Origin of the sequence: Streptomyces sp. NPDC003720, assembly GCF_042875075.1 — a bacterium.
GTDB lineage: Bacteria > Actinomycetota > Actinomycetes > Streptomycetales > Streptomycetaceae > Streptomyces.
The window spans coordinates 60,288-83,105 of sequence record NZ_JBIANZ010000008.1 but is presented as its reverse complement, the minus strand read 5'-3'; the positions used below and the strand labels follow the sequence as shown (position 1 = coordinate 83,105).

Sequence of the window (22,818 nt, the reverse complement as noted above, 5' to 3'; positions counted from 1 at the left end):
AAGCCGTCCGGCTTCGAAGGGCTCCGGGGGCGACGCCTCCGGAGCCTCACGGCCCCGCGCGTCTGCGGCGGCTCGGGCTCAGGAAGCGGCCGGCTGGCGCACGTTCTCCCGTACCCACTCCACGATCGCCCCGGTCGTCGCTCCCGGCGTGAAGATCCCCGCGACGCCCTTCTCCTTCAGGGGCGCGATGTCCTCCTCCGGGATGATGCCGCCGCCGAAGACGAGGATGTCCTCGGCGTCGCGCTCCTTGAGGAGATCGATCACGGCGGCGAAGAGGGTGTTGTGGGCGCCCGAGAGGATCGACAGGCCGATCGCGTCGGCGTCCTCCTGGATCGCCGTGTCGACGATCTGCTCCGGCGTCTGGTGCAGTCCGGTGTAGATGACCTCCATACCGGCGTCGCGCAGCGCACGCGCGATGACCTTGGCCCCGCGATCGTGGCCGTCGAGCCCCGGCTTGGCCACAACCACCCGGATCGGACCGGCTGCCACACCCATCACTGCCTCCATCAGACGACCCCGGAAGCGATCGCTTCCGTCCGTAACGACAAGTACCGCACTTTTGGCGCGTCCCGCCACCCGTCGCGAAGTGAACGAACGTTATCGCCAGCATCCCGCAACCGGCAGTTTTACGGTGCGCGGGGAGGGGGAAATCACATAGTGGGACATGAGGGCACGCGGGGGACCGAGCCGCCCCCCACGTGCCGACTGGAGGTCGGCCAATGAAGGTCACCGGGGTACTGCCGCTCGTCCTCCCGCTCTACCGGCGCCTGTGGCCCGGCAGACTGGTCGATCTCTCCATGACCCTGCTCAAGGCGACGGCGCTGGAAGCGGCGATCCTGGCCGGTCACCTGCTGCTGTACCCGACCGGCCTCACCCAGGAGCGCCGCGGCCCCGCGGCCGCCGCCCGGGACCGGGACGGCACCACCCGGCTGCCGGAGAGGCCCGGACCGCCGGTGGTGCTGCTGCACGGCTTCATCGACAACCGCTCGGTCTTCGTCCTGCTGCGCCGCAGCCTGGCACGCAGCGGCCGGCAGCGGGTGGAGTCACTCAACTACTCTCCGTTGACGTGCGACATACGCATCGCCGCCGAACTGCTGGGCCGGCACGTCGAGGAGATCTGCGAGCGCACCGGCAGCACGCAGGTCGACATCGTGGGCCACAGCCTCGGCGGGCTCATCGCGCGCTACTACACCCAGTGTCTGGGCGGTGACCTCCGGGTGCGCACGCTCGTCACCCTCGGCACCCCGCACTCCGGCACCCGGGCCATGCCCTTGGCGAGCGCCCACCCGATCGTGCGGCAGATGCGCCCCGGCTCCGAGGTGATCGAGGAGCTGACCAGGCCGGCGCCCGGTTGCCGCACCCGGTTCGTCAGCTTCTGGAGCGACCTCGACTCCGTGATGGACCCCCTGGAATCGGCCTGTATCGACCACCCCGACCTGGAGGTGCGCAACGTCCGGGTGACGGGCATCGGGCATCTCGCTCTGCCGGTGCACCCCGCCGTGGCGTCCGGGATACGCGAGGCCCTCGAGGACGCGCCCGTCGAGAACCCGCTCACCGGCGGAGTGACGGTGGCGTGAGGAAGGCCGCCCCGGAAGGGTGAGCCGGGGCCGCGCGGGGGGCGTGACACAGCCGATCCACAGGTGACACAGCGTCATCCGGCATCGAACATTCCTCGAACACAAAGCCAAACTCGGGTTCACGGGCCCCCGAATCACGGCCGAATGCCCGTTTCCGGCCTCCCTGAAACCGGCCGACGATTGTCGCGCCCGCGTACCGCCGGGTACAGTCGCCGCACTGCTCTGGCAGCCACCGTTGTCGAGGCGAAAGAGAAGTTGGTGAACGACCGTCACCCGTCGGGGACCATGACCACCCCGACCCCGGCTTCCGACGCCTCCACCGGGCACTACGCGTACGGAACGCAGGAAGCCCAGTACGACGACCTCACCACGTACGGCGGCTACGACGCCACCGGTTTCACGGCCGGCACCGCCGGGACCGGCGCCTTCGCCGCCGACCCGCTGTTCGGCAGCCTCCCGGGCGACGAGCAGCACACGGGCGCCTACGACAGCACGCAGTGGCAGACCGGCACGGGCCAGTTCACGCAGTACGACCCGTACGCGGCCCAGCACCAGGCCTACGACACGGGCTCGTACGACACCACCGCCTGGACGGTCCCCGCGCAGGCCACGGGCAACGACGTCAGCGGCCAGTGGGACGCGAACACCTGGCTGCAGCACGACCAGTCCGCCGGCGCCGACCACACCCAGCAGTGGCAGTGGGGCACCCAGACCTATGACACCGGCGTGTACGACGCCACGCAGTGGAACTCCGACGGCACGTCCGTGCAGCACGACCAGCTCGGAACACCGCACGAGCAGCTCGCCGCGCCGCACGACCATCCCGCCGAGCCGTTCGAGCAGGCCGCCGAGACGGGCGAGTTCGGTCAGTACGCCGAGAGTGCCGAGTACGCCGAGGCCGGCGAGTACGCGGGCAGCGGCGAGTACACCGGTGCCGCCGAGTTCGGTGAGTACGCGGAGGCCGCCGAGTACGAGGAAGCGGCCGCCGGGAGCGGCGAGCCGGGCGATACGGGCGAGCTGCCCGTCGTACCGGCTCTGCTCGACGACCAGGAGGAGTCCGCTCCGATCCCCGCTCCTCGCGCGGGCTCCCGCAGCGCGTCGCGTTCCCGTCGCCGTACACCGCCCAAGCGCTCCGCGCTGCTGACCATCGCGGTGCCGTCGGCCTGTGTGATGGGCGTCGCCGGCATCGCCGCCGCCTCCGTCGGCGGCCTGACCGACGACGGCAAGGAGACCTCGACCACCGCGTCGGACGCGCAGTCGGTCAAGCCCTCCGTCGCCAACAGCAAGCTGGACAGCCAGCTCAGGACCCTCTCCGCGGGCGCCGACGACTTCGCCGACCGGGCCAGCCGGACGCAGGAACGCATCGACCTCAAGACCCAGCAGGAACTGCAGAAGAAGAAGGCCGCCGCCGAGGCCGCGCTCAAGGAGCGGCTGCGGCCCAAGTTCGCGATCCCGGTCGCCCAGAAGGGGCTCAGCGCCTACTTCGGCCAGGCGGGCGTGAACTGGATGTCCGTCCACACGGGCATCGACTTCCCGGTGTCGTACGGCACCACGGTGATGGCCGCGACCGACGGCGTCGTCTCCACCAAGTGGAACAGCGCCTACGGCAACATGATGATCGTGACGGCGAAGGACGGCACGGAGACCTGGTACTGCCACCTCTCCAGCTACCGCGTCGCCTCCGGTACGGAGGTCAAGGCCGGCCAGCCGGTCGCCTACTCCGGCAACTCCGGCAACTCCACCGGCCCGCACCTGCACTTCGAGGTCCGGCCGGCCGGCGGGGCGGCCATAGACCCACTGCCGTGGCTGCGCAGCCACGGGCTGGACCCGAACTGAGCCTCGAAGCAACCGGAGAATGACGTGAGCCCCGCCCGGCCGGCGGGGCTCCTGTCGTCCTGGGCTGCCCGACGGGTGGCCTAGAGCTTCTCGACGGGCGCGTACCGCAGCAGCAGCCGCTTCGGCTTGGTGTCGCCGAAGTCGATCGTCGCCTCCGCGTTGCCGCCGGTGCCCTTGACCCCGACGACCGTGCCGAGACCGAACTGGTCGTGCGTGACCCGGTCCCCCACGGCCAGGGCGACCACGGGCTTCTCGGCCGAGCGCCGGGTGGCGAACCCGGACGCGCCCGACGCCGCGGAACGGGAGCGGGAGGAGGACAGCGACGCGGCGACCCCGGCAGCGGGTCCGGAGGACATCGGCGCCGCCCCTCCGGTCCGCTTCCACTCCAGGTGGGCGGTCGGGATCTCCTCCAGGAAGCGGGAGGGCGGGTTGTACGACGGCTGGCCCCAGGCGCTGCGCATCGCCGACCGGGTGAGGTAGAGCCGCTCCCGCGCGCGGGTGATGCCCACGTACGCCAGGCGCCGCTCCTCCTCCAGTTCCTTGGTCTGGCCGAGGGCGCGCATGTGCGGGAAGACGCCGTCCTCCATGCCGGTCAGGAAGACGACCGGGAACTCCAGGCCCTTGGCGGTGTGCAGGGTCATCAGGGTGATGACGCCGTCGCCGTCCTCCTCGTCCGGGATCTGGTCCGAGTCGGCGACCAGCGCGACCTGCTCCAGGAAGTCGGCGAGCGTGCCCGCCTCGCCCTCCGCGCGCTCCTGCTCGAACTCCAGCGCCACCGCCGCGAGTTCCTGGAGGTTCTCGATGCGGGTCTCGTCCTGCGGGTCGGTGGAGTTCTGCAACTCGGCCAGGTAACCGGTGCGTTCGAGTATGGCCTCCAGCACGGTGGCCGGTCCGGCGCCGGACTCCACGACGGTCCGCAGGTCCTCCATCAGCGTGTTGAACCGCTTGACCGCGTTGGTGGAGCGCGCGGCCATTCCGTAGGCCTCGTCCACGCGCTTGAGTGCCTGCGGGAAGCTGATCTTCTCGCGCTGGGAGAGGGCGTCGATCATCGCCTCGGCCCGGTCGCCGATGCCGCGCTTGGGCACGTTGAGGATGCGGCGCAGCGGCACCGAGTCCTCGGGGTTGGCGAGGACACGCAGGTAGGCGAGGACGTCCCGGACCTCCTTGCGCTCGTAGAAGCGGACGCCGCCGACGACCTTGTACGGCAGGCCGACGCGGATGAAGATCTCTTCGAAGACACGGGACTGCGCGTTGGTGCGGTAGAAGACGGCGACGTCCCCGGCCTTCGCCTCGCCCGCGTCGGTGAGGCGGTCTATCTCCTCGGCGACGAACTGGGCCTCGTCGTGCTCGGTGTCGGCGACGTAACCGGTGATCCGCGCGCCCTGGCCGGCGTTGGTCCACAGGTTCTTCGGGCGGCGGGACTCGTTGCGTTCGATGACCGCGTTGGCGGCGGACAGGATGGTCTGCGTGGAGCGGTAGTTCTGCTCCAGCAGGATCGTCGTCGCGTTCGGGTAGTCCTCCTCGAACTGGAGGATGTTGCGGATCGTCGCGCCGCGGAAGGCGTAGATCGACTGGTCCGCGTCACCCACCACGCACAGCTCGGCGGGCGGCAGGTCCGACTCGCCGGGCGGCACGTCCTCGTCGTGCTGCCCGGTGCCCACCAGCTCCCGGACCAGGGCGTACTGGGCGTGGTTGGTGTCCTGGTACTCGTCGACCATGACGTGCCGGAAGCGGCGGCGGTAGTGCTCCGCGACGTCCGGGAAGGCGCGCAGCAGGTTGACCGTCGTCATGATCAGGTCGTCGAAGTCCAGCGCGTTCGCCTCGCGCAGCCGCGACTGGTAGAGCGCGTACGCCTGGGCGAGGGTCTTCTCGAAGCCGTCGGTGGCCTGGGCGGCGAAGTCCTCCTCGTCGATCAGCTCGTTCTTGAGGTTGCTGATCTTGGCGCTGAAGGACTTCGGCGGGTAGCGCTTAGGGTCGAGGTCGAGGTCGCGGCAGACCAGGGCCATCAGGCGCTTGGAGTCGGCCGCGTCGTAGATCGAGAAGGACGACGTGAAGCCGAGTCTCTTGGACTCGCGGCGCAGGATGCGCACGCACGCGCTGTGGAAGGTCATCACCCACATCGCGCCGGCGCGCGGGCCGACGAGCTGCTCGACCCGCTCCTTCATCTCGCCCGCGGCCTTGTTGGTGAAGGTGATCGCGAGGATCTGGCCGGGGTGCACGTTCCGCGCGGCGAGCAGGTGGGCGATGCGGTGGGTGAGCACGCGGGTCTTGCCCGAGCCTGCGCCGGCCACGATGAGCAGCGGAGAGCCGGCGTGGACCACCGCGGCGCGCTGGTTGTCGTTCAGCCCCCGGAGCAGCGCGTCCGGGTCGGTCACGGGACGCGGGGCGCCGTCGCGGTAGTGCGCGTCCCGGTCCGGCGGCACGTCGAACTTCCCGCCGAACAGATCGTCCGGAAGGGGCTCCGGAGCGTGATCGTCCTCGGGCGGCGGCGGGGGCTCCTCCGCGTGCCCACGAGGGGCCTGGAGGTCCGCCAGGAAGCTGTCGTCAAAGAGGCTGCTCATCGCTCTACGAGTCTAGGGGGCCGCACCGACAACCGGTCCCGGCACCGGAAAACCGGCGGCCGTGAGGTCGGCGACAGGACCCGCGTCGAGCGCGCCGGCCGGCGTGCCGCGGACCCGGCCGGACTCCTCACCCTGCGAGATCGCCTTGTCACGCCTGTATGAAACCGGCCCCGGGTCACGGAAATGTATCGGACATATGGCACAGCAACCTTCACAGGAGTCACACGAGTTGGCTAGGTTTCCGTCAGGCCGCACGACCCCTACCGGCGAACCTCGCCGGGCCGCGCGGCCTCCGCCGAGTCCGGTGCGCCCTTCACGGCGGCCGGAGCCGGGGACCCACCGATCCTGGGGTGAATCGGCCGACTCCCGCCCGGGAAGACGCCGTAGGGCAACCCTTCCGAACCACCCGCCCGAACCCGACAGCTAACCCGGTAGGCGGCACGTTGGAAGGAGTCGCCAGCCTTGGCGTCGCACCGCAAGCCGGGTCCCCCGGGGACCCGCGGGACGGGCATCCGCACCCCCGTCCTGGCCACCGCCGCCCTCACCTCCGTGGCCGTCCTGTCCCAGACGGCCGCGTCCGCCTCGGCCTCCGCCCCCTCCGCGGGCGACGGCAGGCCGAGCCTGGAGGAGGTCGAGAAGAAGATCGACGAGCTGTACCGCAGGGCGGACCCGGACGAGGAGCCCGCGGCCGTGCAGCGGGCTCGCGCCGAGGCCCCGCGCGCGGAGGCCGTCCGGCGCCCGGGACTGTTCACGAAGGCCCGCGAGGGGCTGGCTCCGTTCGCCGCCGCTCCGGAGCCGGCCGGTTCGCTCCTCGCGGAGTTCCCGGAGGACCACTTCGCCCAGAACCGGCTGATGCACCGGCTGGCCTCCCGGGTGAAGGGCGCCGCCGAGCGCAAGGCCCCCAGGGCTCACGAGGCGCCGGCGACCGCCGCACCGTACGACGTGAGGACGGCCAAGGCGGCCGTCCAGCACAAACTCGTCACCGCGCGCGGGCTGCTGATCCGGCTGACGGCTTCGGCCGCGGAACCGATGCCGGCACCGGCTCCACTCCAGGCCCCGGCCTCCACCACGGATCCGTTGGCGGTCCAGGCCCCGGCTTCGACCGCGGGTCCGATTCTCGATGCGATCCCCACTCCGGACCCGCTGCTCGAGGCGCCCCCGGCTCCGGACCCGCTACTCGATGCGATCCCGGCTCCGGACCCGGCTCAGGCCTTCGCTTCGGCACCGGCCGCCGGCCCGGTCCTGGCTCCTCCGGTCCTTGCTTCTCCGGTCCCGGCCCAGGCGCCGGAGCGGACGCGGTCCGCAGCGCGGCGGCCGAGCACTCCGCCCGTCGTACCGCACGCCCCCGTCACCAAGGCAGAGAGGGCGATCGCCTTCGCCCGTGCCCAGATCGGCAAGCCGTACGTCTCCGGCGCCAGCGGGCCCGGCTCGTACGACTGCTCCGGCCTGACCCAGGCCGCCTGGAAGGCCGCCGGCGTCGCCCTGCCGCGTGCCGCGCGGGACCAGGCCGCCATGGGCACCGCCGTCCCGCTCGACGAAGCGCGCCCCGGCGACCTGGTCTTCTTCCACCACGACAGCAGCCATGTGGGCCTGTGCACGGGCGACGGGACGATGATCCACGCCCCGCGCCCCGGTGCGTACGTGCGCGAGGAGCCGGTGCACCTGGCGGGCGAGTCGGTGGTCCACCGGGTGGTGCGGCCGGCCTGACGGTGCTCTTTTCGGGCTCCACGCGCGCGTGCCCCGCGAGCGCGGGCGGCTCCGCTCCCTAGGTCGTGTCCGCAAAGTCGCGTCGTTCGCCCGCAGGGCGGGCGTCGCGGCGTCCGGTGCGTGCTCTGGGGGTCCCCCCGGCCGAAGGCTGGGGGAGTGCCGGTCGGATGCCCTCGTACTGGGTGTACTCGGGCTTTCGGCCGGTGCGGCGAGAGTGCGTGCCGGGCGTCGTGACGCAGACGCGACTTTGCGGACACGGCCTAGCATCGGGCTCATGCCCATGCCCCGCTTCTCCGGTGTGCGTACGTGGTGGGCGGGGCGTCCGCCGGCGGCGGGGGCGGCCGTCATGGCGAGCGGCATCGTGTCGGTGGCCCTGCATCTGACCGGTGCCGAGACGGTGTCGCTCGTCTTCCTGTGGCTGGGCTGCCTCGCCTGGGCGGCGCTCGCCGCCGACTTCACCGTGCGGCTGGTGACGCAGCGGCCGCGGTGGATGGCCGAGGCGAAGAGCCCCGGCGCGCTCACCGCCGTGGCCGCCACGACCGTGCTCGGCACCCGGCTCTCGCTGCTCGGCCGGCAGACCCTGGCCGAGGCCGCCCTGGCACTGGCGGTTGTGCTGTGGCCGGTGCTGCTGCTTCTCGTCGTACGGCACTGGGAGCGGCGCATGCCGGGGGCGGTGTTCCTGTGTTGCGTGGCCACACAGGGGCTCGCGGTGCTGGCGGCCACCCTGGCCGCGGCGGAGACGACGGCCTGGCTCGCGCGCGCCGCGCTGGTGCTGTTCTGGCTAGGCCTGGTCCTCTACTGCCTGGCGCTGGCGCGCTTCGATCCGCGTCAGGTGCTGGAGGGCGCCGGCGACCACTGGATCGTGGGCGGGGCGCTCGCCATCTCGGCGCTGGCCGGGGCGAAGCTGCTGGCCGCCGACAGTGCGCGGCTGTACCTGTGGAACGACGACGACCGGGGCGTGCTCCGCAACGTCACGGTCGCGCTGCTGGTACTGGACCTGGCGTGCTGTGTGGTCCTGCTGGCGGCCGAGGTGGCCCGGCCGCGGCTGCGTTACGACGTGCGGCGGTGGTCGACGGTGTTCTCGCTGGGCATGACCGCTGCGTCGGCCCTGTCGGTCGGCGCGTTCATGGGCATCGGGTGGCTGCGGCAGCCGGGCGAGGCCTTGGTGTGGCTGACGGTGGCGGTGTGGGTGGCGGTCGCGGCCGGCGCGGTGCTCGCGGGCCGCGCCGGGCTCGTCAGGGCGCGCTGAGTCTCACGTCCACAGCACGGCGATGAAGATGTTCGCCACGGTCAGCAGGCCGACGAGCCCGAAGACGCGCTTGTCCACCTTCTCCTCGTCGCGCTGGACGTAGACCAGTCCGAGGATCACGATCAGCAGGGCCAGCTTCACGCCGATCTTGAAGGAGTTGACGTGGTGGCCGTCGGCCTCGTTGAGCCCGACCAGGGCCACGCCGGTGACCAGCATGGTGAACGCGCCGTGCAGCATCCCGGGGACGAACCGGGCCGTGCCCTGGCCCATCGCCTTCATCTGGGTGAGGAAACCGCCGAGCAGTGCGGCGATGCCGATGATGTGCAGGCCGACGAAGAGATGGATGAGTACGTCCATGACCCGGAGCCTATGAGGAGGCCCCGGGCGGCCGGTCACCGGGCCCGCCCACAGCCGCGCTCCGTGTGAGTTGATCTTGCATATATGCGCCACATAGCACCACAGGGCCCCCGTGAACCCCTCAATGCACGCTTCGGTCACTACGCAGCGTGAAGGCGGCAACCATGGCCCGGCAGAGCGGTCACGGACTGACGCGCCCCGGTCCGTCTCGGCCACTTCCGTACAGTGCGTTACCAACCTGTCACAGTCCGGCCTAGCGTCCTCCCCCAGGTGACCGGCTTCCCACGCCGCCCGGGCCAGGGGCGGCCGCCGGTCACCTCCGCCGAGAAAGGTCCGGCGGTGGTCCGTTCCCCTGTGCGGGCGGCCGCCGGACACCCCGACCGCTCGGCCGCAGAGGTCCCATGGAAGGACGTGACGGTCCAGGTGGCAGCGCACCGCAGGCCCCGACAGCGCTCCCTCGGCGGTAACACGGCCCGCACGGCCGTGACCCTCGCCCTGGCGGGCGCGGCCACCGCGGCGGCCTTCGAGGGCACGGGCAACGCCGAACCGCAGCTGACGCCGGCCCAGGTGAAGGCCAAGGTCGACAGGCTGTACCGGGAGGCGGAGACCGCCACTGAGAAGTACGACGGGGCGAAGGAGAAGGCGGACGCGGCCCAGCGGCGGCTGAACTCGCTGCGGGACGAGGCCGCACGCCGACAGCAGAAGCTCAACACGGCGCGCGACGAGCTCGGTTCGCTGGCGGCGGCGCAGTACCGCGACGGCGCGATCGACCCCTCGTGGCAGCTCGCGCTGTCCAGCGACCCGGACCGGTACCTGGACGGCGCCGCCTTCGCGGAGCGGGCGGGCGACCGGCAGGCGGGGACGGTGACCCGGGTACGGGAGCAGCTCCGCGAGATCGAGCAGTTGCGCGGCGACGCCCGCGCCGAGCTGACGTCACTGCGGTCGCGGCAGGCGGAGGTACGGCGGCACAAGCAAACCGTCACCGCGAAGCTCGGGGAGGCGCGCAGGCTGCTGGCCCGGCTCACTCCGGCGGAGCGGTCACGGATCGCCGGCGCGGGAGCCGGCGCCGGGCACGCCTCGCGCTCCGCCTCGGACACCCGGGCGGCCCTTGAGCAGGCGGGGTCCGTCGCCGCCTCCGTCTCCCGCGCGGCCGCGGCCGTCGCCTACGCCTACCAGAAGCTCGGCAGGCCCTACGTCTGGGGCGCGACCGGGCCCAACGCCTTCGACTGCTCGGGCCTGGTGCAGGCCGCCTACCGCTCCGCGGGCGTCTCCCTGCCCCGCACCACCTACGCCCAGATCAACGCGGGCCGGCGGGTGCCCCGCTCCCAGCTCCAGCCCGGCGACCTGGTCTTCTTCTACTCCGGCATCAGCCATGTCGGCATCTACATCGGCAACGGCCGCATGATCCACGCCCCGAACCCCTCAGCCCCGGTCCGGGTGGCCCCCGTCGACGAGATGCCGTTCGCGGGGGCGACCAGGGTGTCGTGAGGCGGCGCGGCGGCTCAGACCAGCCGGCGTGCCGTGGCCCAGCGGGTCAGTTCGTGGCGGTTGGAGAGCTGGAGCTTGCGCAGGACCGCCGAGACGTGGGACTCGACCGTCTTCACCGAGATGTAGAGCTGCTTGGCGATCTCCTTGTAGGCGTAACCGCGGGCGATCAGGCGCAGCACCTCCCGTTCGCGCTGGGTGAGGCGGTCCAGGTCCTCGTCGACCGGCGGGGCGTCGGTGGAGGCGAAGGCGTCCAGGACGAACCCGGCCAGGCGCGGGGAGAAGACCGCGTCTCCCTCCTGTACCCGGAAGACCGAGTCGACCAGGTCGGTGCCGGTGATGGTCTTGGTGACGTAGCCGCGGGCGCCACCGCGGATCACGCCGATCACGTCCTCCGCGGCGTCGGAGACGGACAGGGCGAGGAAGCGGACGGGCCGCTCGGCGTCCGCCGTCAACGCGGCGCACCGGCGCAGCACTTCGACACCACCGCCGCCCGGCAGATGGACGTCGAGCAGGACCACCTCGGGCCGGGTCGCGGTGATGACCGAGACCGCCTGGTCGACGTCCGCGGCCTCGCCGACCACCTCGACCCCGGTCTCGGCGGTCTGGCCGATCTCGGCCTGGACACCGGTGCGGAACATGCGGTGGTCGTCCACGAGCACCACGCGCACATGCCGCTTACCGGCCGGGCCGGACCCGGCCGGTTCCGCCGCTCCCGCCGTACCGCTCGCCTCGGTCGCGTCGCTCATGACGTCTTCTCCGCCCTCTCCATCTCCAGTTCGACCTCGGTGCCGCCGCCCGGCACCGCCCGTAGCCGGGCCGTGCCGCCGTTGCGCTCCATGCGGCCGATGATCGATTCTCTGACACCCATGCGGTCGGCGGGTATCGAGTCGAGGTCGAAACCCGGGCCGCGGTCGCGGACCGACACGAACACCGTCCTCCCCTCGACCTCGGCGTACACCTGTACGGCGCCGCCCTCGCCACCGTACTTGGCGGCATTGACCATCGCCTCGCGCGCGGCCTGCATCTGCGCCGCGGTCCGTTCGTCGAGCGGGCAGTCGCCTACGACGACCACCTCGATGGGCACGCCGTGCTTGTCCTCCACCTCGGCGGCGCTGCGCCGCACCGCCTCGGCGACCGTGTCGGGCTCGTCCGCCTCGTCCTTGCCGGTGCCCTCGGGCTTGTACAGCCAGGTGCGCAGGTCCCGCTCCTGGGCCCGGGCCAGGCGGCGCACCTCGCCGGCGTTGTCGGCGTTGCGCTGGATCAGGGTGAGGGTGTGCAGCACGGAGTCGTGGACGTGGGCGGCGACCTCGGCGCGCTCCTGGGCGCGGATGCGCATCAGCCGTTCCTCGGACAGGTCCTGGGTCATCCGGACCAGGTAGGGGCCGGCAAGCAGGGTGATGCCGACGAGGACGGCGAGCGCGGCCTGGAGGACCGCGCCGAGGTGGGCGGCCGAGCCCTGCATGACGAAGATGGCGGAGACGCCGGCGGTGACCAGCAGGACGCCGACGCCCGCGCGCAGCAGGGTGAGGGTGCGCCGGCGGCTGCCGACCTCGACCCAGCGGGCCCGGCGGGCGTTGTCCGCCTGGCGCCAGACGAGGGCGACACCGGCCGCGACCAGCACGGCGGGCAGGAGATAGGCCTTGGCCCCGTTGGTCACGTTGACGCTGCCCACGAAGACCATGGACACGATGACCATGAGGAGCAGGGCGACCATCTGCCCCTTGTCCGGCTTGCGGGCCACCAGTCTGCGGCGGCCCTCCGGCGAGGTCTCGGTGCCGACCAGCGGCGGCTTGTGGCCGCCGACGCCGCCGACGCCGAGCGGGACGAAGAACCAGAACGCGGCGTACAGCAGCGCGCCCAGTCCGTTGGCCATGAACAGGCCGACGAAGGCGAGCCGGACCCAGATGACGGGCAGGCCGAGGTGCCCGGCGAGGCCCCGCGCCACTCCTCCCAGCCAGCGGCCGTCGCTGCTGCGGTAGAGCTTGCGCGGCGGCCGCGGGTCGTCGAGGGGCGAGGCTGCGGCTTCCGGCATGCCATCGATGGTCACACGGCCGCGGGGGCGGAGCATCAGGGTCCGCCCCCTAGACTCCCCTGATCTACGGTCGGGCGGTGCGCGGCGGCCGACCGCCGCCGAACGCCTTCCCGCCGTCCCTCCGGGCCGATCTCAGGGTTCGCCCAGGGTCATCCCGACTCCCCTCGCGGCGGACGGACCGTCACCATGGACGCATGACCGATCACGAGCACGCCGCGACGGGTACGGGACCCGGCTCCGGCCCGCGCCCGGCCCCGGGCACCGGGCCGGCGGATGCCGCGCCCGCCGCGGCGGGAGGGACGCAGGCGCCCGGAGTTGAGGGACCCGCCGGCACCGGCGCCGCGGGGCGGACGACGACGGCGGAGCGGGAGCCGGAGCAGGGGACGGAGGACCAGGACACCGCCGGGGCCCCGGGCCGCCTGCGGCGCGACCGCCGGCACAAGATGATCGCCGGCGTGTGCGCGGGGCTCGGACGGCAGGCCGACATGGACCCGGTGATCTTCCGGATCACCCTGGCCGTGCTGGCCGCGACCGGTGGCATCGGTCTCATCTTCTACGGCTTCGCCTGGCTGCTCGTGCCGTACGAGGAGGAAGAGGAGAACGAAGTCCGCAAGCTGCTGACCGGGCGGGTCGACGGGCAGGCGCTGGCCGCCGTGCTGTTCGCGCTGGTCGGCTGCGGGATCTTCCTGACCATGCTGAAGAACGGCGGGGTGCTGGCGTTCGCCGTGGTGCTCTCCCTGCTGCTGGCCGGCGCCGGGTACTGGTCGCGACACCGCGGCGCCCCCGACCCGGATCCGCTCGCCGCGCAGGCCGCCGCGGACGCCCCGCCGGAGGCCAAGGCGCCGCCGGTCATCGCCATTCACCACGCCTCCTGGTGGCGGGACCCGATCGTCAAGGACGGCACCCATGTCGGCGGCACCGGGTATCTGTGGGGCCCTCCGGACACCCGCGACCGGGACATCGCCCCCGTCGACCTGGGCATCGGCCTCCCCTGGACCCACCCCGGCGCCGCCCGGCCGACGCGGACGGCGCCGCCGAGACCTCGCGGCCCGCGCTGGATCGGCGGCTGGGTGTTCCTGTGCGCCCTGCTGGCCGGCGGACTGGGCACCGGGCTGACCTGGGACACGCACCCACTGGGCACCAGTCTCCAGACCGGCCTCGCCTGGGCGCTCGTGGTCTTCGGCCTCGGCATCGCGGTCAGCGCGTTCCTGGGCCGGACGGGGGCCGGATCGGTGCTCCTGGCGATCGTCACCGCGGGGCTGCTGGCGGGCGCCACGGCCCTGCCGAAGGACATAGCGACCCACTGGAACCGGACGTCCTGGAGACCGGCCGCGACGGCGCAGGTGCGGCCCGCCTACTCCGTGGGCACCGGCGTCGGCACCCTGGACCTGACGCGGGTGCACCCCGGCAAGGGGCGGACGGTGACCACCGACGCCCAGGTGGGCGCGGGGCAGCTGAAGGTGCTCCTGCCCCGGGACGCGACCGTGCGGATGAGCATCGACGTGGGCGTGGGCGACATCCGGTTGCCCGGTGACAGCAGGAAGGACGTGGACGTGAAGCCGGGCAGGCACGAGGAAGTGACCCTGGCACCGGTCGGGTCCGGCAAGAAGGCCGGCACGCTGACCCTGGATCTGCGGGTGGGCGTCGGACAGGTGGAGGTCAGCCGTGCTGCGTCATGAGTTCCAGCCGGGGAAGCTGGTCGCCGGGCTCTTCCTCAGCGCCGCCGGAGCGGTCTACGCCGGCGACGCGGCCGGGCTGTGGGAAGCCCCGTGGTTCCTGATCATCCCGCTGGTGGTGGGCGGCCTCTGCCTGGCCGGCGCCGGCACGGCGGCGGCGCGGGGCGTACGCAGACGGCAGGCCGCGCGCAGCGGTCAGCGGTAGCCGCCCGCCCGGGCACGGCGGCGCGACCTGAGGACCGCGTCGAGGGAGAGGTAGGGGGCTCCGGCGAGGACGAGGGGCAGCCAGGCCATCAGGTAGGCGAGGTCGTTGCCGTAGTAGTACGGCGTCGAGGCCCAGCTCACGGTCAGCCAGAGGCTGAGCGAGATCAGCGCGCCGCCGAGGGCGGCCAGCCGGCCGAAGAGTCCGAGGAGGGTGCCGATGCCGACGGCCAGTTCGCCGAGGGCGATGGCGAAGCCGAAGCCGACGGGGTTCTTGAGCGCCAGGTCGATCAGGGCCGGCAGGGCGGCGGAGCCGCGGGCCGCGCGCATGGTGTCGCCGATCGACCCGGCTCCGCCGGACTTGAGGAAGGCACTGTCGGTGATCTTGTTGAGGCCGGCGTACATGAAAGTCACGCCGAGGTAGATCCGGAGCGGAAGGAGGGCGTACCGGGTGGCGGTGTCCCGCCAGCCGCGCATGCCGTGCAGATCGGTCGTGTAGGTGTCCGTCCGAATACCCTGAGTCATCGCTGCCAGCCGCCTCTCACCCGCCGTGCCGGACCCCTCAATCGACGATACGTATGACAAGGGGGAACCGTTCAATCCTCTGCGGGACGCTTTCACCGCTTTTACCGACTTCCGACCTTCGCATCCGGGTGGACGGCCGGACCGAATGGAGGGACCGGCTCACCCGGCCGCTCCCGACCCGGACCTCACTCCGTGATCTGGACGACGCACCGGTTGGTCGCGGCGCCGCCCGCGGTGATCACCTGCACCTCCACCGCGCCGGGTTCCACCTCGACCGGCACGGGGACGGTCAGGACGGTGTCGGTGGGGTTGCGGAAGCCGCCGGTGACGGGGACCAGGGGCACGTGGACGTCGACGGCGCCGATCCGGACGACGGTGCGGGAGAGCCGGTCGGCGCCGTGGGCGCCGGGCGGGACGAAGCCGGTGCCGCGGATCTCGATGTCGTCGCCGGTGCGGATCGGACCGTCCAGATCGCCGGGCTCACGGGCGCGGACCACGGAGAGGATCACCGGACGGCCGCCCTCCGCGTACTTGCCGGCCAGGTAGGTCGCGGCGGAGACCAGTACCAGGACCGCGAGCCCCCAGGGCAGGTCGGGGAGCTGGTCGGGGCGGCGCGCCAGCCGGACGGCGGCGAACAGCAGGGCGACGCCGTTGACGGCGACGTACTGGATGTCGGCGAAGGCGCCCCGGCCGGAGTCGTCGGTCAGCAGGTCGGCCGCGCGCGGCCGGTGGGCCGGCACCTTCTGCAGCCGCTGGGCGAGGATGCGCAGGCCGACCACCCGGCGGACCAGTACGGCGATGCCGCACAGCACGCCGAGGACGGTCAGCAGGCCCGCGCCGCGCGCGAGGTCCAGGCCGGCGAGCAGCGCGTCGCGTTCGGTGTGGCCGGAGGCGGCGGCCAGCCGGCCCGCGAGCAGCAGGACGGAGTAGGTCGCGAGGAGGATCCAGCCGGCGGCCACGGTGCGGGAGGTGGACAAGCGGTTGTCCTCGCCGATGAGCGGGGCCAGGACGCCGCCGCGGGCCCGGTGCCACCAGGAGGCGGCCGCCAGCACGCCGCCGACGGCGAGGGCTGCGAGCAGGGCGGCGGTCCGGGCGCTGCTCCAGCCCGCGCCGATCGCGGTGAGCGACTCGGCGAGCAGCAGGGCGAGGACGGCTCCGCCCACCGCGCACACCGTCCGCAGCCACAGCCGCGCGAGCCACGCCTGGCCCTCGGCGCGGCCGCGCCCGGCGACCTCCTCGGCCCGCTGGGTCAGCTCCTCGGACACCCACTGGCGGGAGGCGGAGGCCGAGTGGGCCACCGCGGGCGGCAGGCCCTGTCCGGCCGCGAACTCGTCGCGGACGCGCAGGAACGCGGCGACGGCCCGCCGGTGCCCCTGCCGGGCCCCGTGCGGGCAGTCCCCGCACGCACAGCCGCCCTCATGGGCGCCGTCGGCACCCGTGCTCTGTCTGGCCTCCTGCACCGCCACGCCCGACGCCCGCCTTCCGCACTGCCTCTCGACACGACCCGAAGCCACCCATAGTGCGCATTTCCGGCCGCGCAACTCCCCTGCGACGACAGCGAATTGTGCCCTACCCCGGGCCGTCCGGGGTTCGCCGGTCCGGGTCATGCCGGGTGAACCCCGGGCCACCGCGTTGACGCGGCTCCCGGGGCCCCCGTACGGCCGGGAGCTAGCCGAGCAGGTCGGGCTCGCTGCGGCTGACGTCCTGCCACAGGGGCTGGTAGTTGATCCAGGCCACCAGGTCGCCGCCGAGCTGTTCGCGGGTGGCCACGGCCAGCTTGTGGTCGATGAGGACCGGCCGGCCGGCCGCCTTGGCCATGAGCTGCACCTGGCAGGACCGTTCCAGGGACAGGAACCACCAGGCCGCCGCGTCGACCGAGTTCCCCACGGTCAGCAGCCCGTGGTTGCGCAGCACCAGAGCCTTGCGGGACCCCAGCACCCCGGCGATGCGGCGGCCCTCGTCGGCGTCGACGTTGACGCCGGTGTAGGCGTCGTACAGCGCCAGGTCCTCGTAGAACGCGCAGCTCTCCTGGGTGATGGGGTCGATGAGGTCGCCGAGCGCGGCGACGGCCCTGCCGTGCACGGAGTGGCAGTGCGCGACCGCGACGACGTCGGGCCGGGCGGCGTGCACCTGGGCGTGCACGGTGAACGCGGCCTGGTTGACGTGGTAGCGGCCGTCGACGACCTGCCCGTCCTGGTTGACGAGCACGAGGTCGCCGACGGTGACGTGCTTGAACGGCATCCCGAACGGGTTGACCCAGAAGCAGTCGCTGTACTCCGGATCGCGGGCGGTGATGTGCCCGGACACCCCGTCCTCGAGTCCGGAGCGCCCGAAGACCCGCAGGGCGCCCGCGAGCCGCTCCTTGCGGTGCCGGCGTTCGTCCTCCACCGAGTCGTGCATCGGCGGCATGGCGAATCTCAGCTGATCGGTGGGCAGCGGAGGCGGCGGCGTGGGCCCGTTCATGGGTCCTCCAGCGTGGGGGTTTGCGGTACGGGCGGGAAGTTACCGCCGGTCGGCGCAAAAGGGCAGCGCTGGTTGGTAAAGATGACGTGGGCGGCGGATACCCGACAGAGGGTGTCCGCTTTGCCGGTGAGACTGGCCGGCATGAACTGGGCAGCCTTCACCACCGCCGCGCCCGAGCTCGCGGCGATCACCGAGCGGCGCTTCGGCGCCTTCCGTCACCATGTCCTCGCCACCCTGCGCCGGGACGGCTCCCCGCGTACCTCCGGCCTGGAGGCCGACTTCCGGGGCGGCGAGCTGTGGCTGGGCATGATGGCCGGCTCGTGGAAGGCCCTGGACCTGCGCCGTGATCCGCGCTTCGCGCTGCAGGCGAACCCGGGCGAGGGCACCGCGATGGGCGGCGGTGACGTACGGATCGCCGGGCGGGCGTACGAGGTCGGGGACGGGGTGACCAAGGCCGCGTACGTGAAAGAGGTGGAACCGCCGCAGCCGTTCCACCTCTTCCGCACCGAGTTGACGGAGGTCGTGCGGACCTTCGTCGAGGACGACACGCATCTGGTCGTCCAGGTCTGGCGGCCCGGCGCGCCGGTGCGCACGCTCAGGCGGACCTGATCCTCAGCGGGAGAGGATCACTCCCACTCGATGGTGCCCGGGGGCTTGGAGGTCACGTCGAGGACGACGCGGTTGACGTCGCGGACCTCGTTGGTGATCCGGGTGGAGATGCGGCCGAGGACGTCGTACGGCAGCCGCGACCAGTCGGCGGTCATGGCGTCCTCGGAGGAGACCGGGCGCAGCACGATCGGGTGACCGTAGGTGCGGCCGTCGCCCTGGACGCCCACGCTGCGGACGTCCGCGAGCAGGACCACCGGGCACTGCCAGATGTCGCGGTCCAGGCCGGCCGCGGTCAGCTCCTCGCGGGCGATGGCGTCGGCGTCCCGGAGCAGGTCGAGGCGCTCCTTGGTGACCTCGCCGACGATGCGGATGCCGAGGCCGGGGCCCGGGAAGGGCTGGCGCTGCACGATCTCCTCCGGCAGGCCCAGCTCCTGGCCGACCATCCGGACCTCGTCCTTGAACAGCTTGCGCAGCGGCTCGATCAGCTTGAACTCGAGGTCCTCGGGCAGGCCGCCGACGTTGTGGTGCGACTTGATGTTGGCGGTGCCGGTGCCGCCGCCGGACTCGACCACGTCCGGGTACAGGGTGCCCTGGACCAGGAACTCCACGGCCGGGCCCTCGTCGGCGATGATCTCGGCCTGCGCCTGCTCGAAGACGCGGATGAACTCGCGGCCGATGATCTTGCGCTTCTCCTCCGGGTCGGAGACGCCCTTGAGCGCGGTCAGGAAGCGCTCCTCGGCGTCCACGACGACCAGCTTGACGCCGGTCGCGGCCACGAAGTCCTTCTCGACCTGCTCGGTCTCGCCCTTGCGCATCAGGCCGTGGTCGACGTAGACGCAGGTGAGCTGGTCGCCGATGGCCCGCGCGACGAGCGCGGCGGCGACGGCGGAGTCCACGCCGCCGGACAGACCGCAGATGGCGCGCCGGTCGCCGACCTGCTCGCGGATCGCGGTGACCTGCTCCTCGATCACGTTGCCGGTGGTCCAGGACGGGGTGAGGCCCGCGCCCCGGTACAGGAAGTGCTCCAGCACGAGCTGGCCGTGCGTGGAGTGCATGACCTCGGGGTGGTACTGGACGCCGTACAGCTTCTTCTCGTCGTTCTCGAAGGCGGCGACCGGGACGACGTCGGTGGACGCGGTCACGGCGAAGCCCTCGGGGGCGGCGGAGCAGGCGTCGCCGTGCGACATCCACACGTGCTGCTCGTCCGGCGTGCCCTCGAACAGGGTGGAGCCGGACTTGGAGACGTGCAGGTCGGTGCGGCCGTACTCACGGGCGCCGGTGTTGTCGACGGTGCCGCCGAGGACCTGCGCCATGAGCTGGAAGCCGTAGCACATGCCGAAGACGGGGACGCCGGCCTCGAAGAGCGCGCGGTCGAGCCGGGGGGCGCCCTCCTCGTACACGGACGAGGGGCCGCCGGAGAGGATGATCGCCGCGGGGTTCTTGGCGAGCATCTCCTGGACCGGCATGGTGCTCGGCACGATCTCGCTGTAGACCCGCGCCTCGCGGACGCGACGGGCGATGAGCTGGGCGTACTGCGCGCCGAAGTCGACGACCAGGACGGTGTCGGGGGAGGCGGCAGGCGAAGTCGCTGATGACACGGGGTGCCTTCTGGTGGTCGGGCGGGGTCTGTGCTAACGAGTCTAACGGTGCGGGCGGGTACGCCTCCCCCGGACGGGACCGTGGCATACTGGACGCATGCTCGCGCACCCGACCTTCCTCTTTACCTATGGCACCCGGCCCGCCGGCTGCCATGGTCGTGCTGCTTGAGCGAACCGCCAAGCGACTTACCAGGCGCCCCGGGCCGACAAGGCCCGGGGCGCCTGTCGTTTCTCCGGGTTCTGCCGTTCCGGGGCCTCCGCCAGCCACCTTCACGAGGAGCCCCCGATATGACCACTCTCACCGCGGAACAGACCATCACCGACGCCCGTACCCGCATCGACGCGCTCGACGACCGGATCATCGGGCTCATCCAGGAGCGGATGGCCGTCTCCACCGTCGTCCAGGAGACCCGGATCGCCTCCGGCGGCCGGCGGGTGAACCTCTCCCGTGAGATGGAGATCCTCGGCCGCTACCGCGAGGCGCTCGGCAAGCCGGGCACCGCGCTGGCGATGACCATGCTGGAGCTGTGCCGGGGTCGCATCTGAGTTCGGGCCGGTTCTCACCCGTACGGCGCGTGACCGCCCCCCGCACCGCTTCGTTGAGCCGGTTGTCCGTGCCAGCCAGGGGCGGGCCCGACAGAACCACGCGTGGCTCACCGGAGCGATGAGGCGTACGGGTCGTGCCGTACACCGTGGGACCTCGCTCCGGAGAAGTGACCGGACGGCAGGGGACAGCAGCCCGGTCACCCAAGAGAACGGCCGGCTCCGGGGACGCCCGGGGCCGTCCGCGGAAACACCAGGTCAGGACACATGAGCAGGCGGCGCGACCCCCCGGCGCCGCTCCTGGGCACCAGCGCGCCCTTGCGCCGGTGCCGGCGAAGAGAGGGCCCCGCGGCTCGAGTCCCGCGGGGCCCTTCGTCGTGCCCTTCGTCGTGTCCGGCCGGAGACTCCCACCGAATGTGATCCATGACACAAAAATTCCGGTGAATCCGGAAGCAACCATTCACCGCCCTCGCGGATCAAACCTGCTGCCGGATCACGTAGACGGTAAGAGACGAGGGACCTGCGTTCGGAGGGGGATGCAGGTCCCTCGGCGTCTCCGGGTCCGGCCTACTTCTTCGGCGGCACCGCCGGGATGCCCAGGAACGGCAGCCTGAGCGCGCCGAACGCGTCCGCCGGGACCGCCGGCTCGCGCGGCTCCACCGGCTTCAGCCGCTCGTACGCCGCCCCCTGTGCCGGGCGCGGGTCCTCCTCGCCCTTGTTCGGCCAGTACGACATGGCCCGCTCGGCCTGCGCGGTGATGGTCAGCGACGGGTTGACGCCCAGGTTGGCCGAGACGGCGGCGCCGTCCACCACCGAGATGCCGGGGTGGCCGTAGAGCCGGTGGTAGGGGTCGATCACACCGGTCTCCGGGGAGTCGCCGATGGGGCAGCCGCCGAGGAAGTGCGCGGTCAGCGGGGTGCCCATCAGCTCGCCGACGTTGCTGCCCGGGAAGCCGTTGATCTCCTCGGCGAGCACGGTGGCGGCCTCGGAGGCGGCCTTGATCTGCTTGGGGTTCGGGGCGCCGTGCCCCTGCCGGGCGGTGAGCAGGCCCTTGCCGACCCCGCCGGGCTTCAGGTACGTCGTCAGCGAGTTGTCCAGCGACTGCATCACCAGCCCGATGATGGTCCGCTCCGACCAGCGCCGGTTGGACAGCGAGCGGGCGACGAGGAGGGGGTGGCGGGCGGCGTTGGCCAGCCAGGCCAGGACGCGCGAGGAGCCCTCGGCGTAGGGGACCTGGAGGATGGACAGCCCGCCCATCGAGTTGGAGCCCTTGCCGTAGCGGACCGGTTCGATGTGCGTGCTGTCGTCGGGGTGGATCGAGGACGTGATGGCGACGCCGCGCGTGAAGTCGGCCCGCTGCTCGCCGGTCGCCTTGCGGTAGCGGCGGTTGTCGGTCTGCGCGCCCACCAGCGCCTCGGAGTTGGTGCGGGTCAGATCGCCGAGCCGGGCGGACAGACGCGGCAGCTGGCCGCCGGCCTTCATCCGGTGCAGCAGGGTCTGGGTGCCGTACGTGCCGGCCGCGACCACGACCCTGCGCGTGGTGAACAGCCGCCCCTTGCCCTTCTTCTTCTCGTCCGTCGGCAGCGTCGCGATCGCGTAGCCGCCGCGCGAGTCGTCGGTGACGGACACCACCGTCGTCATCGGGTGCACCACCGCGCCGGCCTTCTCGGCGAGGTACAGGTAGTTCTCGTTGAGGGTGTTCTTCGCACCGTGCCGGCAGCCGGTCATGCACTCGCCGCACTCGGTGCAGGCGTTGCGGGCGGGCCCGGCGCCGCCGAAGTACGGGTCGTCCACCCGCTCGCCGGGCCGGCCCTGCGCCGTGCCGTCGGCGTCCTTGCCGTCGCCGAAGAACACGCCGACGGGCGCCAGGTGGAAGGTGTCGCCGACGCCCATCTTCTCGGCCGCGGCCTTCAGGTGCACGTCGGACGGCGTCATGGTCGGGTTGAGCCGCACGCCGAGCATGCGCTGCGCCTGGTCGTAGTACGGCTTCAGCTCCTGCTGCCAGTCGGTGATGCCGCGCCACTGGGGATCGTCGAAGAAGGCCTTCGGCGGCACGTAGAGGGTGTTGGCGTAGTTCAGCGAGCCGCCGCCGACGCCCGCGCCGGCCAGCACCATCACGTTGCCCAGCAGATGGATGCGCTGGATGCCGTACATGCCGAGCCGCGGGGCCCAGAGGTAGTTCTTCAGGTCCCAGGAGTTCCTGGGCAGGGAGTCGCGGGTGAAGCGGCGGCCGGCCTCCAGCACGCCCACCCGGTACCCCTTCTCGGTGAGGCGCAGGGCGGAGACCGAGCCGCCGAACCCCGAACCGATCACGATGACGTCGTAGTCGTACCCGTCCTCGTCCCGGGTCTGGACAGACTTCTCCTGCGACACGTGCTCTCCTCGTCGAGAACGGG

The 22,818-nt window shown here is 72.2% G+C and carries 19 protein-coding genes and 1 riboswitch; of the genes, 9 read left to right on the top strand and 10 right to left on the bottom strand.

Annotated elements, in window-relative coordinates:
* Nucleotides 1-78: 78 nt before the first annotated feature.
* On the bottom strand, nucleotides 79-495 hold the full coding sequence (locus tag ACFYU0_RS22560) for a cobalamin B12-binding domain-containing protein (protein ID WP_358935494.1): 417 nt from the start codon (nucleotides 493-495) through the stop codon (nucleotides 79-81).
* 224 nt (nucleotides 496-719) lie between these two features.
* Here ACFYU0_RS22560 and ACFYU0_RS22555 point away from each other — a divergent pair, with 224 nt between their 5' ends.
* On the top strand, nucleotides 720-1,577 hold the full coding sequence (locus ACFYU0_RS22555) for an alpha/beta fold hydrolase (protein WP_351670318.1): 858 nt from the start codon (nucleotides 720-722) through the stop codon (nucleotides 1,575-1,577).
* Between the two features lie 258 nt (nucleotides 1,578-1,835).
* Complete coding sequence (locus ACFYU0_RS22550; protein ID WP_389303749.1) at nucleotides 1,836-3,413, top strand: M23 family metallopeptidase; 1,578 nt, start codon at nucleotides 1,836-1,838, stop codon at nucleotides 3,411-3,413.
* 80 nt (nucleotides 3,414-3,493) lie between these two features.
* Here the strand turns inward: ACFYU0_RS22550 and pcrA are convergent, their stop codons facing one another.
* Complete coding sequence (gene pcrA / locus ACFYU0_RS22545) at nucleotides 3,494-5,974, bottom strand: DNA helicase PcrA (protein ID WP_351670324.1); 2,481 nt, start codon at nucleotides 5,972-5,974, stop codon at nucleotides 3,494-3,496.
* Nucleotides 5,975-6,257: 283 nt separating this feature from the next.
* Nucleotides 6,258-6,429: riboswitch (cyclic di-AMP (ydaO/yuaA leader) on the top strand.
* A 7-nt stretch (nucleotides 6,430-6,436) separates the two neighbouring features.
* Here pcrA and ACFYU0_RS22540 point away from each other — a divergent pair.
* Together ACFYU0_RS22540 and ACFYU0_RS22535 are read left to right on the top strand one after the other, a co-directional pair.
* A complete protein-coding gene (locus tag ACFYU0_RS22540; RefSeq protein WP_389303747.1) occupies nucleotides 6,437-7,681 on the top strand; it encodes a C40 family peptidase in 1,245 nt (414 codons plus the stop codon).
* A 280-nt stretch (nucleotides 7,682-7,961) separates the two neighbouring features.
* Nucleotides 7,962-8,930, top strand: coding sequence for a tellurite resistance/C4-dicarboxylate transporter family protein (locus ACFYU0_RS22535; protein WP_389304111.1), 969 nt, complete (start codon nucleotides 7,962-7,964; stop codon nucleotides 8,928-8,930).
* A 3-nt stretch (nucleotides 8,931-8,933) separates the two neighbouring features.
* On the opposite strand, the gene ACFYU0_RS22530 is transcribed toward ACFYU0_RS22535, so the two are convergent.
* The gene (locus tag ACFYU0_RS22530) at nucleotides 8,934-9,287 is read right to left on the bottom strand and encodes a hypothetical protein (RefSeq protein ID WP_351672155.1); all 354 of its coding nucleotides are present in this window, start codon (nucleotides 9,285-9,287) and stop codon (nucleotides 8,934-8,936) included.
* 423 nt (nucleotides 9,288-9,710) lie between these two features.
* Between ACFYU0_RS22530 and ACFYU0_RS22525 the strand changes: the two genes are divergently transcribed.
* On the top strand, nucleotides 9,711-10,775 hold the full coding sequence (locus tag ACFYU0_RS22525) for an NlpC/P60 family protein (protein ID WP_389304109.1): 1,065 nt from the start codon (nucleotides 9,711-9,713) through the stop codon (nucleotides 10,773-10,775).
* A 14-nt stretch (nucleotides 10,776-10,789) separates the two neighbouring features.
* Here ACFYU0_RS22525 and ACFYU0_RS22520 read toward each other — a convergent pair whose 3' ends face one another.
* Both ACFYU0_RS22520 and ACFYU0_RS22515 read right to left on the bottom strand, forming a co-directional pair.
* Nucleotides 10,790-11,521, bottom strand: coding sequence for a LuxR C-terminal-related transcriptional regulator (locus tag ACFYU0_RS22520; protein ID WP_389303745.1), 732 nt, complete (start codon nucleotides 11,519-11,521; stop codon nucleotides 10,790-10,792).
* Nucleotides 11,518-12,807, bottom strand: coding sequence for a PspC domain-containing protein (locus ACFYU0_RS22515; protein ID WP_389303743.1), 1,290 nt, complete (start codon nucleotides 12,805-12,807; stop codon nucleotides 11,518-11,520). The genes ACFYU0_RS22520 and ACFYU0_RS22515 overlap by 4 nt, the downstream gene beginning before the upstream one ends.
* Before the next feature lie 194 nt (nucleotides 12,808-13,001).
* Here ACFYU0_RS22515 and ACFYU0_RS22510 point away from each other — a divergent pair, with 194 nt between their 5' ends.
* Both ACFYU0_RS22510 and ACFYU0_RS22505 read left to right on the top strand, forming a co-directional pair.
* The gene (locus ACFYU0_RS22510; RefSeq protein WP_389303741.1) at nucleotides 13,002-14,486 is read left to right on the top strand and encodes a PspC domain-containing protein; all 1,485 of its coding nucleotides are present in this window, start codon (nucleotides 13,002-13,004) and stop codon (nucleotides 14,484-14,486) included.
* Nucleotides 14,473-14,688: a hypothetical protein gene (locus ACFYU0_RS22505; protein ID WP_351672147.1), complete on the top strand. Its 216-nt coding sequence runs from the start codon at nucleotides 14,473-14,475 to the stop codon at nucleotides 14,686-14,688. The genes ACFYU0_RS22510 and ACFYU0_RS22505 overlap by 14 nt, the downstream gene beginning before the upstream one ends.
* Here ACFYU0_RS22505 and ACFYU0_RS22500 read toward each other — a convergent pair.
* From ACFYU0_RS22500 to ACFYU0_RS22490, 3 genes are all read right to left on the bottom strand, one after another.
* Nucleotides 14,679-15,209, bottom strand: a complete 531-nt coding sequence (locus tag ACFYU0_RS22500) for a DoxX family protein (protein ID WP_351672145.1) — start codon at nucleotides 15,207-15,209, stop codon at nucleotides 14,679-14,681. The genes ACFYU0_RS22505 and ACFYU0_RS22500 overlap by 10 nt on opposite strands.
* 185 nt (nucleotides 15,210-15,394) lie before the next feature.
* Nucleotides 15,395-16,675, bottom strand: a complete 1,281-nt coding sequence (locus tag ACFYU0_RS22495; RefSeq protein ID WP_389303739.1) for a hypothetical protein — start codon at nucleotides 16,673-16,675, stop codon at nucleotides 15,395-15,397.
* Nucleotides 16,676-16,877: 202 nt separating this feature from the next.
* Nucleotides 16,878-17,672 carry a class II aldolase/adducin family protein gene (locus tag ACFYU0_RS22490; protein ID WP_389303737.1) on the bottom strand — a complete coding sequence of 265 codons (795 nt, stop codon included), beginning with the start codon at nucleotides 17,670-17,672 and terminating at the stop codon, nucleotides 16,878-16,880.
* A 141-nt stretch (nucleotides 17,673-17,813) separates the two neighbouring features.
* Here ACFYU0_RS22490 and ACFYU0_RS22485 point away from each other — a divergent pair, with 141 nt between their 5' ends.
* Nucleotides 17,814-18,281, top strand: coding sequence for a pyridoxamine 5'-phosphate oxidase family protein (locus ACFYU0_RS22485; RefSeq protein WP_351672139.1), 468 nt, complete (start codon nucleotides 17,814-17,816; stop codon nucleotides 18,279-18,281).
* Between the two features lie 17 nt (nucleotides 18,282-18,298).
* On the opposite strand, the gene guaA is transcribed toward ACFYU0_RS22485, so the two are convergent.
* The gene (gene guaA / locus ACFYU0_RS22480; protein ID WP_351672136.1) at nucleotides 18,299-19,879 is read right to left on the bottom strand and encodes a glutamine-hydrolyzing GMP synthase; all 1,581 of its coding nucleotides are present in this window, start codon (nucleotides 19,877-19,879) and stop codon (nucleotides 18,299-18,301) included.
* A 288-nt stretch (nucleotides 19,880-20,167) separates the two neighbouring features.
* On the opposite strand from guaA, the gene ACFYU0_RS22475 reads away from it, so the two are divergent.
* On the top strand, nucleotides 20,168-20,425 hold the full coding sequence (locus ACFYU0_RS22475; protein WP_351672133.1) for a chorismate mutase: 258 nt from the start codon (nucleotides 20,168-20,170) through the stop codon (nucleotides 20,423-20,425).
* A 564-nt stretch (nucleotides 20,426-20,989) separates the two neighbouring features.
* Here ACFYU0_RS22475 and ACFYU0_RS22470 read toward each other — a convergent pair.
* Complete coding sequence (locus ACFYU0_RS22470) at nucleotides 20,990-22,795, bottom strand: GMC family oxidoreductase N-terminal domain-containing protein (RefSeq protein ID WP_389303734.1); 1,806 nt, start codon at nucleotides 22,793-22,795, stop codon at nucleotides 20,990-20,992.
* Nucleotides 22,796-22,818 lie beyond the last annotated feature (23 nt).